Origin of the sequence: Pseudoalteromonas sp. HL-AS2 (assembly GCF_031198805.1) — a bacterium.
Lineage (GTDB): Bacteria > Pseudomonadota > Gammaproteobacteria > Enterobacterales > Alteromonadaceae > Pseudoalteromonas > Pseudoalteromonas nigrifaciens.
On record NZ_CP133571.1, the window covers coordinates 1,241,576 to 1,257,056 of the forward strand.

The 15,481-nt window shown below is 40.1% G+C and carries 12 protein-coding genes; 9 read left to right on the plus strand and 3 right to left on the minus strand.

What is annotated here, in order from left to right; translation table 11 throughout:
- Window positions 1–43: 43 nt before the first annotated feature.
- From RB215_RS05975 to RB215_RS05995, 5 genes are all read left to right on the plus strand, one after another.
- Window positions 44–1,084 (plus strand): Glu/Leu/Phe/Val dehydrogenase, encoded by a 1,041-nt coding sequence (locus RB215_RS05975; protein WP_089368020.1) that lies wholly within the window; start codon window positions 44–46, stop codon window positions 1,082–1,084.
- Between the two features lie 123 nt (window positions 1,085–1,207).
- Window positions 1,208–1,846, plus strand: a complete 639-nt coding sequence (locus tag RB215_RS05980; protein ID WP_080516808.1) for a chloramphenicol acetyltransferase — start codon at window positions 1,208–1,210, stop codon at window positions 1,844–1,846.
- Window positions 1,847–1,982: 136 nt separating this feature from the next.
- A complete protein-coding gene (locus tag RB215_RS05985; protein WP_309217014.1) occupies window positions 1,983–4,871 on the plus strand; it encodes a two-component regulator propeller domain-containing protein in 2,889 nt (962 codons plus the stop codon).
- A gap of 58 nt (window positions 4,872–4,929) precedes the next feature.
- Window positions 4,930–5,754 (plus strand): M90 family metallopeptidase, encoded by an 825-nt coding sequence (locus RB215_RS05990; protein ID WP_182678473.1) that lies wholly within the window; start codon window positions 4,930–4,932, stop codon window positions 5,752–5,754.
- A 99-nt stretch (window positions 5,755–5,853) separates the two neighbouring features.
- Window positions 5,854–9,036: an amidohydrolase family protein gene (locus RB215_RS05995; protein ID WP_309217015.1), complete on the plus strand. Its 3,183-nt coding sequence runs from the start codon at window positions 5,854–5,856 to the stop codon at window positions 9,034–9,036.
- 129 nt (window positions 9,037–9,165) lie between these two features.
- Here the strand turns inward: RB215_RS05995 and RB215_RS06000 are convergent, their stop codons facing one another.
- Complete coding sequence (locus RB215_RS06000) at window positions 9,166–9,507, minus strand: hypothetical protein (protein ID WP_011327857.1); 342 nt, start codon at window positions 9,505–9,507, stop codon at window positions 9,166–9,168.
- Between the two features lie 150 nt (window positions 9,508–9,657).
- Here RB215_RS06000 and RB215_RS06005 point away from each other — a divergent pair, with 150 nt between their 5' ends.
- From RB215_RS06005 to RB215_RS06015, 3 genes are all read left to right on the plus strand, one after another.
- Window positions 9,658–10,410, plus strand: coding sequence for a Nif3-like dinuclear metal center hexameric protein (locus RB215_RS06005; RefSeq protein WP_309217016.1), 753 nt, complete (start codon window positions 9,658–9,660; stop codon window positions 10,408–10,410).
- A 369-nt stretch (window positions 10,411–10,779) separates the two neighbouring features.
- Entirely contained in the window at window positions 10,780–11,112 is a 333-nt protein-coding gene (locus RB215_RS06010) for a YnfA family protein (protein ID WP_309217017.1), read from the plus strand.
- Between the two features lie 581 nt (window positions 11,113–11,693).
- Complete coding sequence (locus RB215_RS06015) at window positions 11,694–12,821, plus strand: MFS transporter (protein ID WP_309217156.1); 1,128 nt, start codon at window positions 11,694–11,696, stop codon at window positions 12,819–12,821.
- Between the two features lie 410 nt (window positions 12,822–13,231).
- On the opposite strand, the gene RB215_RS06020 is transcribed toward RB215_RS06015, so the two are convergent.
- Together RB215_RS06020 and RB215_RS06025 are read right to left on the minus strand one after the other, a co-directional pair.
- The gene (locus tag RB215_RS06020) at window positions 13,232–13,996 is read right to left on the minus strand and encodes a YdcF family protein (RefSeq protein WP_309217018.1); all 765 of its coding nucleotides are present in this window, start codon (window positions 13,994–13,996) and stop codon (window positions 13,232–13,234) included.
- A 53-nt stretch (window positions 13,997–14,049) separates the two neighbouring features.
- On the minus strand, window positions 14,050–14,937 hold the full coding sequence (locus tag RB215_RS06025) for a LysR family transcriptional regulator (protein ID WP_309217019.1): 888 nt from the start codon (window positions 14,935–14,937) through the stop codon (window positions 14,050–14,052).
- 378 nt (window positions 14,938–15,315) lie between these two features.
- Between RB215_RS06025 and RB215_RS06030 the strand changes: the two genes are divergently transcribed.
- Window positions 15,316–15,381 carry a hypothetical protein gene (locus tag RB215_RS06030; RefSeq protein WP_231613568.1) on the plus strand — a complete coding sequence of 22 codons (66 nt, stop codon included), beginning with the start codon at window positions 15,316–15,318 and terminating at the stop codon, window positions 15,379–15,381.
- Window positions 15,382–15,481: the final 100 nt, after the last annotated feature.

Sequence of the window (15,481 nt, forward strand, 5' to 3'; positions counted from 1 at the left end):
TGCATGCATACCCTTTAGGGTTAACTATTTCGGAGTATTTAAAGTGGTTGTGTTTAATCAAGTTGAATTTGATAACCATGAACAAGTGGTTTTTTGTACTGATAAAGAGTCGGGTTTAAAAGCAATAATTGCGGTACATAATACTAACCTAGGTCCGGCAGTGGGCGGATGTAGAATGTGGGATTATGCAAATGATGAAGATGCCGTTTACGACGTGCTGCGTTTATCCAAAGGCATGACCTATAAAAATGCAGTTGCGCGCTTGCCATTTGGTGGCGGTAAATCTGTGATTATTGGTAATGCTAAAGAAATTAAATCTGAGCAATTATTCCGTGCTTTTGGTCGTCAATTAGAGCGATTAAACGGCAGCTACTATTCTGCTGAAGATGTAAATATCAACTGCGACGATGTTGCAATGATGAACAAAGAAACCAGTTATGTACTTGGCCTTGAAGGCAAAAGTGGTAACCCATCACCATTTACAGCATACGGTACGTTTTTAGGTATAAAAGCGGCATTAAACCATCAGCGTGGTCATCAAAACTTTGCTGGTATTAAAGTAGCAGTACAAGGGTTAGGGACTGTTGCTTATACTTTATGTAAGCATTTGTCAGAGGCGGGCGCTGAGCTATATGTTACTGATATTAACCAAGCAGCAATTGACCGTGTTGTTAATGAGTTTGGTGCTACAGCCGTTGGCATTGACGAAATTTACGATTTAGACGTAGACGTGTACGCACCTTGTGCACTAGGTGCAACTATAAACGATGCAACTATACCGCGCCTTAAAGCTACTATAATTGCAGGCTGTGCCAATAACCAGTTGGCACAATCGCGCCATGGTGAAATTATTCGTGAGAAAGGTATTTTATATGCACCAGATTACGTAATTAACGCCGGTGGTATTATTAATGTTTATTATGAAACGCTACCAGAAGGGTACAGTGCTGCTGCGTCAAATAAACATGTTGAAGGTATTTTTGATACCCTAACTGAAATTTTTGCGCGTAGTGAAAAAGAGCAAAAATCTACGCATTTAATTGCTGATGAGCTTGCACAAGAGATCCTTAAAAACGGTCTTTAATCGGCTAAATAAGTTAACCGTAAATATTAGGGCGTGCAATTGCACGCCTTTTTTTTGTTTATACGTTAAACTTAGTTTTTTATTTTGTGTGTTTATTTATCTATGTCTTCTTCGCCTGTTTCTATGCAGCCTATTGATTTTGATAGCTGGCCCCGTAAACAACATTTTGAGTTGTTTAAACACTTTTCTCAACCTTACTTTAATGTGTGTGTACAGCTAAACGCGAAGGCCTTATATAATTACTGTAAAGCGCATCAGCTGTCTTTTTTTCAGGCCTATACTTATGCCACACTTAAAGCGTGCCATGCGTACCCGCCAATTATGCTGCGTATTATTAATGATAAGCCATGGTTACTAAGTAACACCCGCGCTAGTGTGGTTGAGCTGGCAGCAGATGACTCGTTCAGGTTTAGTTACTTTAGTGATAAGGCCAACTTTACTGAGTTTGCCGTGCATGCCAGCGCAGTTAGTTTTAATGCTAAATCGCAGCCTTTATTTTCTGACGCCTTTGCACAAACCGAAGGGCAGGCCGACTTAATTCATATTTCGGTGTTACCTTGGCTAAATTTTAGTGCTTTTTCGCATGCGTTTAGTGAAGGGAAATGTTTAGGGATCCCTAAATTTGTATTTGGTCAGCTTAATAAACAGCAGCAAACTATGCCCTTAGCCATTGATGTACATCACTCTTTAATGGATGGTTTACACGTGGCAAAGTTTATAAACATTTTACAAGATACATTTGATAACTTTTGTAAAGATTAGTTAATGAAATGCTACTGCAGGCTGTGGTAGTATTTTCTTAGTTTAGCTGGTTTTGGTTGGTTTTTAATCACTTAGGATTGCGTTAAATTTGGTGGGTAATACTAATTAATCAATAATAATTATAAAGGTCGCAGTGATGAAGCATTTAGGGATTTTATGTGTATTTTTCGTCATGTTCACGTGTCAGGTGCAGTCACAAACTCGTTTACCTTTAAGTGATTATTTTTTTGAAACATGGAATACCCGCTCAGGCCTGCCTCACAATAGTATTAATAGCTTAGCGCAAACTCAAGACGGTTATTTATGGATAGCAACATGGGAGGGTTTAGCGCGCTTTAATGGCCAAGAATTTAAACTATTTACTCGCGCTGAAATAAATAATATTCCCGACTCAGGGCTTCGTGCACTTACTCCTACCGATGACGGCGGCTTATTAATAGCCGGTGCAAGAGGTGGTATCAGCTTATATCAATATAGACAGTGGAATACTCAGCCGAGTGCCTCAGCTATGGTTAATCACATAATTAAAAGTAACGATGACGGGTTTTGGCTGGCATTAGAAAACGATGGCGTATTTTACCGCGGGGCTAATAGTAAACACGATCAGGCCATTGTTCATAATGTTAGCGCTTATCGTGTGCTTGAAGATGCCAATGGCGTTATTTGGGCTGCTACTAGCGATGGTTTATATAAAATTGTTGATCAGCAAGCAAGCTTAATAACAGCCGATGACGGGCTACCCAATGCAGCAGTTTATACTCTACTACTTACTCGCCAAGGGAAATTAATTATTGGCAGTGAGCGCGGCGCTTATATTCTCAAAGACGCAGTATTTACTGCCATCCATCCACAGCTCAGTGTCGAGTCTATTTCTAGTTTATTAGAAGATAACCACGGTGATTTATGGTTTGGCACTATTAATAAAGGTATTTTTCGACTCAGTGTGGCTGGGCTTGAGCAATTAGATGCGAAAGGCGGACTCCCTGCTAATAGAATATTGTCTTTATTACAAGATAGGGAAAACAGTATTTGGGTGGGCACTAATGCCGGGCTGTTTAGATTAAGGGAGGCGCCATTTACCGCCTGGACTACTAAGCGGGGTTTAGCTGGGGATTACGTGCGAACGGTATTATCGCACTCCGATGGTAGCTTATGGGTAGGGAGTAGTGCCGGCCTTAACAAAATTAAAAATAATAATGTAACTCAAATAGAAGGTGCTAAAGAAGGTTCTCCCTATTCGGTATTGAGTTTACTGGAGGGCGAGGATGGCGATGTATGGATAGGCACTTATACATCGGGTGTATTAAAGGTCAGTAATAATAAAATAACGCCTTATTTAAATCGTAGTAATGGCCTTGGGAGTAACGAAGTAAGAGGGCTATTACTCGACTCTAAACAGCGATTATGGATCGGCTCTGCTATGGGGTTAACGCGAGTTGAAAAAGATGGCTCATTAGTGCAATTTACCAATGAAAAAGAGCTGCCTAGCGGTTTTATTTTAGCACTCAGTGAAGATAACAAAGGCAATGTTTGGATTGGCACCGGCAATGGGGTTGTGGTGTTTAATATACTAACTGAGCAATTTAGTGCTATAAGCTTTCCAGCGCAATTTGCTGCCGAGTATGGATTTGGTTTTTATTTCGATGACGACTACACATGGATGACGACAGATCGTGGATTAATGCGCTATGAGCACAGTGCGGGCAAAATGGCTATTTTAGGGCGGGAGCAAGGGCTGCCAGTCGATAAGTTATTTCAAATTGTGGCTCATAAAGATTCATTTTGGTTATCGAGTAACCGCGGGGTTATTCAGGTTGATCGCCAGCACGTTAATCATGTTCTTGATGAAAAACAAAAAAATATAAATATTCCACTCGTATTTCAACTTTATGACGAGGGCGATGGCATGCTCAGTGCACAAGTTAATGGCGGCTCGACCCCATCAGCAACAGTGCATAAAAATGGCACCATTTGGTTTGCTACTGCAAAAGGAGTAAGCGCGCTAAAACTTGAGTTATTGCAAGCATCAAGCAAAGTAGATTTGCCTACTATCATTGAGAGCTTTAGCGTTAACGGCAGAGCAACAGCGCTCCCATTAGATGGTGAAACAGTATTATTGCCGCCTAATGTTTCAAGATTATCTTTTCAGTATGCGGGTTTGAGTTTTATTATGCCGCAGCGTTTAAGTTTTCAAACACAGTTAGAAGGTTTTAATAAAGAGTGGGTAAACCGCCAGCACATGACAGGTGCAGAATACACCAACTTACCTGCAGGTAAGTATACGTTTAAGGTGCGCGCCGGGTATCCAAATACTCAATGGCAGCAAAATGAGCAAAAAATTAGCTTTATAATTCAGGCGCATTATTGGCAAAAACTGAGCTTTAAATTAACACTGTTTTTTACTTTTTTGGTCACTATATATGCTATTTATAAATACCGCTTATATCATTATAAAAAAGTAGAGGCAGAGCTAACTAAACGAGTAGAAAAGCAAACACAGGACCTTCAAGAACAGGCCAATGCTTTTGCTTATCAAGCCACTCACGATCAACTTACTGACATGCCTAACCGGCGCGCTTTCGATAGTTGGTTAGCAGCAAATTTTGCCACTTATAAGCAGGAAAATAAAATATTAGCTATTGCTATCATGGATATAGATCACTTTAAGCGAGTGAACGATGGCTGGTCACACATTGTTGGTGATAAAGTTATTTGTGAAATAGCCAAAATGCTTAAATCGCGCTGTGAAGGAGAGCAACAAGTAGCTCGCTGGGGCGGGGAGGAATTTACCTTAGTATTTCCTAACAAAACTGCAGCAGAAGCAAAGCTCATGTGTGAACTATTACGGGAGGATATTGCAAGTAACGATTTTTCAGTAATTGCAGAAGGGTTGCATCAAGTAACCGTAAGTTTTGGTGTTTCTGACTCCAATAATATAGACGATTACGACCGACTGTTATCGGGAGCCGATCAGGCATTATACAAAGCAAAAAACGGTGGCCGTAATCGTACCGAAATCATGTAATTGAAAAGTGCCTCAGTCGCACACATATAGAGAGTATACATTGAGCGAAGGCATCAGCATGATAAATGGATTGTTAATTGTTATCTTAATTATTTTTGTGGTTATTTTTTGGCGTTGGCCAGCTATTCAAAATAGATTATGGCAACGTAAATATAAAACTCTTGAGCTTAATTCGCAGCAAAAAGATATTTTACTGCGTTGTATGCCTATTTATAAAAAAATGACCGATGCCGATAGAGCAAAGTTAGAGCGCCATATTATGTGGTTTTTAAGCGAAAAACGCTTTGTGGGGTGCGATGGCTTAAAACTAACTGGCGCAATGAAGTTAATAGTTGCTGCAGATGCCTGCCTGCTAGTGCTCAATAAGCCTTGGCCTTTGTATAAAAACGTAAAAGAAATACTCCTATACCCAAGTGCTTATTATGCACCGCAGTCAACGCGTGATAGTGCTGGCTTAGTTAGCTATCATAATGCAGTTAGGCTTGGAGAGTCGTGGCCAGGCGGTACACTAGTACTTAGTTGGCACGATGTACTAGAGGGGAATAGATTACCCAGTGATGGCCATAATTTAGTGTTTCATGAATTCGCGCATCAGCTAGATCAAGAAACCGGCAAAACAACCGGCACGCCGTTACTTAAAACTTCAGCCGAGTATAAAGAATGGGGGCGCGTATTTAGTCGTGCCTTTAATCAGTTAAAAAGTCATGTTGCTTATAGTATGGAGCATGTTATTCATAGTTATGGTGCGACTAATGAGGCTGAATTTTTTGCGGTGATCACCGAAACCTTTTTAGAAAAACCAGCAGAACTGCGCCGATATGACCCTGAAATTTATCGCTTGCTGGTGGACTATTATCAATTTGACCCTATAGTCTGGCATTAATTTACGGCATTTCATCTTATAACGCTGGCAACTTGTCGACGTTTTTGTTGCAATCATGTAAGAGAGTTACATAGAGCAACAATAATAAGTGAGAATTGCATGAAAAAAATGCTGCAAACGGTGCTAGCTTTATCTGTGTCATTGGCACTAGGCAACGCACAAGCCCAACAAGACGATGAGCCAAAATGGCAAGTAGATTCACCTAAAGGGCAATTTGTAGATGCCACCATTAGTGTTGATCAAGGCACATGGATGAACCTAGATATTAGCCCTGATGGTAAAACACTGGTGTTTGATTTACTTGGCGATATTTATACTATGCCAATAAGTGGTGGCAGTGCCACACAACTTACCTCAGATATTGCATGGCAAATGCAACCGCGCTTTAGCCCAAATGGTAAACACATTGCTTTTACCTCAGATCAAGGTGGCGGCGATAATATTTGGATTATGGATTTAAACGGCGAAAACCAAAGTGCAGTAACCGACGAAACCTTTCGCTTATTAAACAGCCCTGCATGGAGTCCTGATGGCGACTACCTAGTTGCCCGTAAACACTTTACCGCAAGTCGCTCATTAGGGGCAGGCGAAGTATGGCTTTATCATAAAGCGGGTGGCAAAGGAGTACAGCTTACTAAGCGAGCTGACGATCAAAAAGACTTGGGTGAACCAATGTTTTCGCCCGATGGTCGTTATGTGTACTTTTCACATGATGCAACGCCAGGTAAAACCTTTCATTATTCAAAAGACTCTGTAGCGGGAATTTATAAAATAAAACGTTACGACCGTGAAACCGGCGAAATTGAAACGGTGATTAGTGGCATGGGTGGCGCAATAAGACCAACCCCCTCACCCGATGGTAAAAAGCTTGCTTATATAAAGCGTGACGACTTTCAAACTAGCCTGTACTTATACGACTTAACTAGCGGTGAGCACACTAAACTGTACGATAAGTTAGAACGCGATATGCAAGAAACCTGGGCTATTCATGGTGTTTACCCCACGATTGCTTGGACGCCAGATAATCAACAACTGGTATTTTGGGCTGGTGGCACAATACATAAACTCGATGTTAGCGATAAATCGGTAGAAACCATTGCTTTTAAAGTACAAACCACTAAAAAAATTCAAAAAGCAGTGCGTTTTACTCAAAACCTCGATACAGATGAATTTGATGTAAAAATGCTGCGTAACGTACAAATTAGCCCAGATGGTGAAACGGCTATTTTTGAAGCGTTAGGACACATTTATAAACGTGATTTAGAATCAGGTAAAATTAAACGCTTAACCAAACAAACCGATCATTATGAGCTATTTCCGCAGTACTCGCGTGATGGCAAAAAAATAGTTTACACCACATGGGACGATAACGAGCAAGGCCAAGTACGTGTGGTTTCTGCGAGCAGTGGCCGTGGTGACACCATAACTGAGCAACCGGGTAAGTACGTTGAGCCTACCTTTAGCCCAGACGGTAAAACAGTGGTTTATCGCAAAGCCACCGGTGGCAGTATTTTAAACCCTAAGTGGTCACTAAACCCAGGAGTTTACAGCGTAAGTACTAAAGGCGGCAAAAGTGAGTTAATTTCAAAAAATGGCTATCAGCCACAGTTTGGCGCAGCTAACGATCGAGTGTACATCATGAGCCCGTGGCCAAAACCAACGCTGAGTGTAGTAGAGCTTGATACTAAAAAAGTGCGTAAGCTTTACGAATCTGAGCATGCCACCGAATTTAGAGTATCGCCAGATGGCCAATACCTTGCGTTTGCGGAGCGCTTTAAAGTATTTGTAACACCGTTTGTAGAAAGCGGTAAAACGCTTAATATTAGCCCCACAGACAACCAATTTCCTATTGAGCAGTTATCTGTTCGTGCGGGAGAAAATATTAGCTGGAGCGCTAACAGCAATAAGTTGTATTGGACCTTAGGTCCTGAGCTTTATCATGCCAGCCTTGAGGGTATGTTTGCTATTAACAAAGCTGACGATAAAGACTTTAAAGTAAAAAGTGGCGATAACATTAGCTTTAGTAAAAAAATGGCTGAGCCAAAGGGCATGATAGCCCTAACTGGCGCTAAAATTATTACTATGGATGGCGAAAAAGTGATTGAGAATGGCGTGATAATCACCGATGGCAAGCATATCAAAGCCATTGGCACAGCCGCTGATATAAGTATTCCTAAAGGCGCTAAAGTAGTTGATGTAACAGGCAAAACGATTATGCCTGGGATAGTCGATGCTCATGCGCATGGCTCGCAAGCAAGTGATGAAATTATTCCACAACAAAACTGGAAAAACTTTGCAGGGCTTGCATTAGGTGTAACCACAATTCACGATCCATCAAACGACACCTCTGAAATATTCACCGCCAGCGAAATGCAAAAAGCAGGCATGATAGTTGGCCCGCGTATATTCTCTACCGGTTCGATTTTATATGGCGCCAATATGCCAGGGTATACCTCGCATATTGACTCGTTAGATGATGCTAAATTTCATTTAGAGCGTTTAAAAAAGGTTGGCGCGTTTAGTGTTAAATCGTACAACCAACCGCGTCGCGAGCAGCGCCAGCAAGTAATAGAAGCAGGGCGTGAACTGCAAATGATGGTAGTGCCTGAAGGTGGTTCATTACTACAGCATAACTTAAGTATGATAGTAGATGGGCATACAGGCATTGAGCATTCAATTCCGATAGAGCATATTTACGACGATATAAAACAGCTGTGGTCACAAAGTGATGTAGGTTATACACCAACGCTTGTTGTAGCCTATGGCGGTATTTGGGGCGAAAATTACTGGTACGATAAAACGGATGTGTGGAATCACCCACGGTTAAGTAAATTTGTACCTAAAAACCAATTACTACCACGCTCAATGCGCCGCGTTAAAGCACCTGAGCATCACTATAACCACTTTAACAATGCCCGCGTAGCTGCTGAGCTGCAAGACTTAGGTGTGCTAGTTAACTTAGGTGCGCATGGCCAACGTGAAGGTTTAGGTGCGCACTGGGAAATGTGGATGTTTGCCCAAGGTGGTATGACCCCACTTGAAGCAATTAGGGCCTCAACACTTGATCCTGCTAAGTACTTAGGGCTAGATAAAAACGTCGGATCGCTTGAAGTAGGTAAACTTGCTGATTTAATGGTAATTGATGGCGACCCGCTAAGTAATATCCGCGACTCAGACAAAATTGACTACACCATGATCAACGGCCGCTTATTTAATGCCGCAACTATGGTTGAAGTGGGTAAAAAGCAGCGTAAACCACTTTATTTTGAAAACAACAAATAGCATTTAAAGTTAGAGTTTAAATAACCCATAACACATTTAAAAGCGGCTAACTTAGTTTTAAGTTAGCCGCTTTTTTATAGGCATAAAAAAACCGCTTAACGCGGTTTATTTTAAAATCAAATTAGGTTGTTAAACAACACCGCGCGGTAAACGACAGTCGTGCTCTTTACGCGCTAATTCTACAATCCAAAACTCTTCAGCTGTGTAACCGTCTTCATTTTCGGTAACAACAGTAAATGGTGCTTTTTTCTGTGCTTTAGCAGGTGCAGCCACTTTAGTTTTTTTCGTTTTAGCAGTTTTGCCAGAAGTTAACTTTTTAGTTAACTCTGCTACATCAGCTAGGCGTAAATTTTTGCCGCCATCGATGCTGTACCAGCCTGGTTTTGTAGTGATTTCAGGTTTTTTACCGTTGGCAGCTTCATACGCTGATTCAAAGGCAGATAACACTGCTGTTTTGTCTAGTTTGCTCATTAGAGACCCTATACGTTGTTAACACAGATAAAGAAGTCCTATTTATACCTATTTTAAAAGTGTTTTTCAATTTTTTGCGATTTTCCTTCCATTTTAGCCCATAAACAGCCAAAATTTGCACAAAATTCAGTGTTAAGTAAGGTAACTTGTATGCAACATCGAGAATTTAACCAGCTGTTAAATGACATTTTAAAACCCCACACAATTAATGATTTCTGCCCAAATGGCCTACAAGTTGAAGGCAAAAATGAAATTAAAACCATAATTACTGGTGTTACTGCAAGCCAAGCACTGATTGATGCTGCAATAGAAAAAAATGCTGATGCAATATTAGTGCACCATGGTTATTTTTGGAAAGGCGAATCGCAACCAATTACAGGTATGAAAAAACGCCGCATTGGTGCGTTATTAGCAAATGACATTAACTTATTTGCTTATCATTTACCGCTCGATATACATCCGGTACTTGGTAATAACGCACAATTAGCACTGTTGCTAGATATTGAAATTGAAGCGGGTTTAGAGCCTGTTGCAAACAGCGTAGCAATGAAAGGGCGTTTAAAAACACCGTTAACGGGTGAAGAGTTTGCCAATAAAATAGCTCAAGTGTTAAACAGATCACCACTGAGCAGTTTAGTACGAACCGATAAAATAGAGACAATTGGGTTATGCACCGGTGGCGGGCAAGGTTACATTGACCTAGCTGCAGAGCAAGGCCTTGACGCCTACTTAACTGGCGAAGCGTCGGAGCAAACTATTCATAGCTCGCGCGAGCAGAATATTGACTTTTTTGCCGCAGGGCACCACGCCACAGAACGCTACGGCATTAAAGCATTAGGCGAGCTGCTCGCTCAAGAGCATGGTTTTGACGTCACATTTATTGACATAGATAACCCAGTATAAATAGTTGAAAATGTAATACATATAGAATCATCATTAGCTACCTAGCTGCTATATAAAGTTAGGTAGCAGCTAGGTGATTAATTAGCTAATGGCTAATGCATTGAGAAATTATTTATAAAGAGATGAGGCTCATCATTAGCTGCCATGGTTTTGGTAAATAACGCAAAAACCATATTAATACATGTGTTAGTGAACGTTGCGGCTGTGGAGTTTTTACTACATGCAAAGTAACAGTTTAAAATTAAGCTATTAATATTAAAAACTATTTTATATTTAAGCAGCTATCGCGTTTTAGGGCTTAGTGTTTGAAGGCTTTTTTATAACTAGAAGCTTCAGAGCCTCGAATATAAGTAATGAGAGGAGTCACTTTTGAGCGAAATAAAAATATTTGGTCTTTTTTTAATTACTGCTTTGGCAGAAATAATAGGCTGTTACTTACCATACCTTTGGTTGCGCGAGGGGAAATCGGTTTGGTTACTGGTTCCTGCAGCCCTTAGCCTAGCTATATTTGCTTGGTTATTGTCGTTACACCCAGCCGCTGCGGGTAGGGTGTATGCCGCTTATGGTGGCGTGTATATTTTCATGGCTATTTTGTGGTTGTGGATTGTTGATGGTATTCGTCCAACTACATGGGATCTGGTGGGTTCAGGTGTAGCACTTGTGGGTATGGCTATCATTATGTTTGCTCCACGTAGCGTATAACACAGTATCTGAGGTGGTGGGTTTGTAATTACAGCGTAGTTAAAAAAACTGCATATATTCGTAAATTATCAGGTCTAAATCAGTTCAACCGCACATTAAAAATGTAGCTCTAATCATTGAAAACTAAGACGGTGCTATCGAGTTTTATACTAAGAAACTTCAACTTATACTCCTCGGAAATACTAATTTAGGCGGCAGGAAATGCTGAGTTTAGGTTTGTTTTTTAAATGCTAATGACACGAATTTACTTTTGGCTCATGGATAGCAAACGAGCAGGCACAAGCTGTTAGTTACCAAGTCTGGGTGTGTTTTGCTATTTTACAGACCAACGATTTCTGGCGAGACTATGAGATAATGAAAGCAAATGGGGTTGTTTAATTAACAACCACGAGTTGAAGAGTAAGCGACTGTAGTGTTTATAGAGTAACAATTGGCTTTACTGCAACTCAACAGCTATTTTCACCACACACTTAATCTGGCCACATCCAAGCCAATAAATTTAAAAAATGTAAGAACCGATAAAAACTATGAGCACTGAAAATATTTCTCAAAAAAACGCGAGCTTTTTCCCTTGGCTGATTATGATCTTAATGTCGTCAGTGACCTTTGTAGGAATACTGTCGGAGTTGATGCCCTCAGGTATCCTGCCTTTAATGATGGCCGATCTTAATATTAGTGAAATGCAAACAGGTAATTTAGTGGGTTACTACGCCATTGCGTCAGCGATATTTGCAATTCCGCTCATTTCAATGACCATGCAATTTAATCGTAAGCACTTGCTACTGCTTTTATTGAGTGGCTTTGCTGTTTCAAACATTGTGGTTGGGCTGATTGATAATTATAACGTTATTATTTTTCTTAGGATTATCGGAGGCATTTGTGCAGGTGTGATGTGGCCAATGATTGCAGCCTACGGTATGCGACTGGTAGATGAGGAACATCATGGCAAGGCTATTGCGGTTATTATGGCAGGCACCACGCTGGGAATTAGTCTTGGTATGCCCATAATGACCACTATTGGCAATGAATATGGCTGGCGAAGTGAGTTTATTGGCTTTGGGCTGGTTATTATTGCTATTGCCATTATTAGCTTTTTTGCATTGCCTTCTGCGCCCGGTGAAAAGCTGAGCAAAAGCTCCTCACCTTTTGCGGTATTAACAAATCCAGCTGTACTAGTTATTCTTGTGCTTACCTTGCTTGGTGTAACCGCACATTATGGTGCCTATGTTTACATTACAAGCCTGGTTGAGGAAATTGGTTTAGCTGGTGGGATTGAAAGTGCTTTATTGTTTTTTGGTATAGGTTCGATGATTTCTGTTTTTTTAGCTATAAAACTTATCGATAAATACCTGCGGCTATTAACAATAACCATGTTTGCATTACTTATTGTTTCTATGCTCACATTACTAATGTTTGGCAAAGTAAAAGGTGTAGGGCATTTTGCTTTTTTTATCTGGGGTCTTTCATTTGGTCCCTTAGTCACTTTAATGCAGGCCGCCGTTAGCAGGCAGGTAAAAAATGCTAAAGATGTTGCTACTTCAGTTCAGTCCTCGGTATTTAATTTATCCGTTATGATCGCATCTTCTGTTGCTGGGCTGCTGCTGGGGATTTATTCACCTATGAGCTTGGTGTACTTTGCCGTTGCTTTATCTATTCCGGGTATTATTATCTCATTTTTTGCGAAAAAAACTTTAAGTAAAGTGTTTTAGAAAAACTTATTGATACTAAGAAAATAAAATCTATACAGTTAAAGTGAAGTGGCCAATTGAAAGGTAGTGTAGCTAATATTACTCCCTCTAGTGCCGGATGATGATGGTTATAGTTATAGCTTGTTCATGTAGTAAAATGGCCTAAAGTGAGCTCCCTATGTATCTGCTTTAGCATTTGGAATTTGACTCTAAGCGCGATGGAAAGTCACTGCTTGTTGCTTAACAAAGTAATCAAAGCTGTCTTTGGTAAGTGCACTAACACGTGTAACTTTGTGGGATGTTATGCCGCTCACTGACAGAATGTACGACACTTATTACTGGCGAAAAGAGTTATAAATTAATAAAACCGGACACTTATTTAAGTAATCCGGTTTGATACACTATTTGTAATTTACTGCGTTGAACTTACGTTAAAGTGCTTCTGGGTCTATCCAACGGCGCATGCTGATCCACGCTTTACCCACTACCTCATGGCTGTATTGTGTTACTACATGCAAAGCTTGGGCATTTGGTACGAGTTGTTTGTGCCAAGGTAATACAGCAAAGTTATGATAGTCAGTTGCTGCTGTTATTACCTCAACACCTTGGGCGTTAAATAAATCTTTTGCGCGCGGCATATGTAAAACTGAAGTAACCAATGCCACTTTGTAGTCAACTAATGTGGGGGCTAATAATTTTGCTTCGGCTGGGGTATCCATAGCCGCTGGATTTTGCACTAAGCGATTTTTATTAATGCCTAAATTTATTGCTGTGTTATACATTAAGCTACTATTAGTGACTTTTTGGTATCCGCCGCCCGATACAATAAGTTGTGCATTTGGGTAGAGTTTGGCTAGCTTTATGCCTTCGACTAAACGAGTAAGTGCGCAGTTGCCAAGTTGGTTATTAGCACTTAAAGCCGTGTTGGGGTTAATGTCGCAACCGAGTACGACTATTTTGTCAATTTTTGGCTGTTTTAATGAATTAAATGCCAGTGCGGGTGACTCGTTATTTTTTATAATTAGGTTAGCAACCAGCGGTGTGCTGACTAAAAGCAGCGCCGTTAAGCTTATAAAAGATAAAAATAAAGCAGATCTTTTACCTCTAAATGCCAAAAGTAGCATAATAAGGGCAAATAGACCCAATAAAGGCAGTGGCATTAATAAACCACCCAATAATTTTTTAATGGCAAACATAATGAGTAATATAAAAAGCTAAGTTAGCTTTATATTACTCATGTGTAAGATGTTTATCGACCGTTATTTAACTTACAGGTATTTAAAAAGTGACGATAAACAGGGTTGTCTTTCATTTCTTTTTTCATCGCTAAATACATAGGGCGAGTTAAGCCTAATGCTCCTAGCGGAATTGACTTAATTAATCCTTGGCTTTCGTAAGGTGTAACCAGCCAGTCGGGTAATGCAGCCACGCCCATGCCCGCACTAACGAGTTGAAAAATAAGTAATCCCTGGTCAACTGTTTTAAGTGTGCCATCAAAACGGGCATTTTGAATAAAGTGTTTAAAAATATCTTGGCGTTCGCGCGGAATAGGGTAGGAAATAATAGTTTCGTTTTTTAAATCAAGCGCAGTTACATAGGCTTTTTTAGCAAGCTCATGGTCGGGGGCAACAATGAGCTTTAATTTAAAGTCGAATAAATGGGCGTATTCTAGCTGGTCGGGTTCGCGTATATCTGAGGTGAGCACTAGGTCAAGTTCATCACTTAATAAATCAGGGATGGCGTCGTAGCTAAAACCGCGTTCGTAATCAATTTTTATATCGGGCCAAAAATTATTAAACTCTTTAATTGTTGGCAATAACCAATGAAAGCACGCATGGCACTCAACACTTAAGCGCATTTGTGAAATAGGCTGGTTTAAACTTTCTTTTAAGCGGCACTTGGTTGCTTCTACTTTTGGTAATATTTCGTGGGCTAATTCAAGTAATAGCATACCTTGGGGGGTAAATCGTACTGGTTGGGTTTTTCTCTCGAACAATTGGCAGTCTAATTTGTTCTCTAAATCTTTGATTTGATGTGATAAAGCCGATTGCGTTAAAAATAACTCACGTGCGGTATTAACCAAAGATCCCGTTTCTTTTAAGGTAGCAATGGTTTTTAAGTGTTTAAGACCAATCATCTTTAAAAATTCTCATGAAAAAGGTGAGTTTAACTCAGAGTAAGCACATATTACGCTTTTACAAAAAACGTTTCAACGTCTAGAAGGCTGTTAATTGTGTTTTATTAGTAACCTCTATGCTTAACATTAAGTTTTTTAATCATGAAAGTCATTTTAAAATAGATTTGATGGATTTTGCATGAGTTTAGCTCATGTTGGGTTTTGGTGTAATTACTAAAAATATTGTGGGCGAGCATGGATTTATTACAAAGGTTTGAAATGTTGATTACCCGAATGACACTGACCAAGTGTATTAGGATATTAATACAGCTAAGATGCCTAGTATTGCATGGATAAAAAGCAATTATTCACAAAGCAGCTAAAGCACCGGTTGCGCGTTTGTGGATAAATCCAGATTGTGGTTTAAAACCAGATCATGGGACAAGCACTTACCAACATGGTTAAAACAACCAAAGAGCTGCGTGAAGAGTTAAAGGTTAGATCTACACCTTAAAAATGTAGCTTACGTATATTACTTATATAAAAATAATCGTAAAAATAAGCC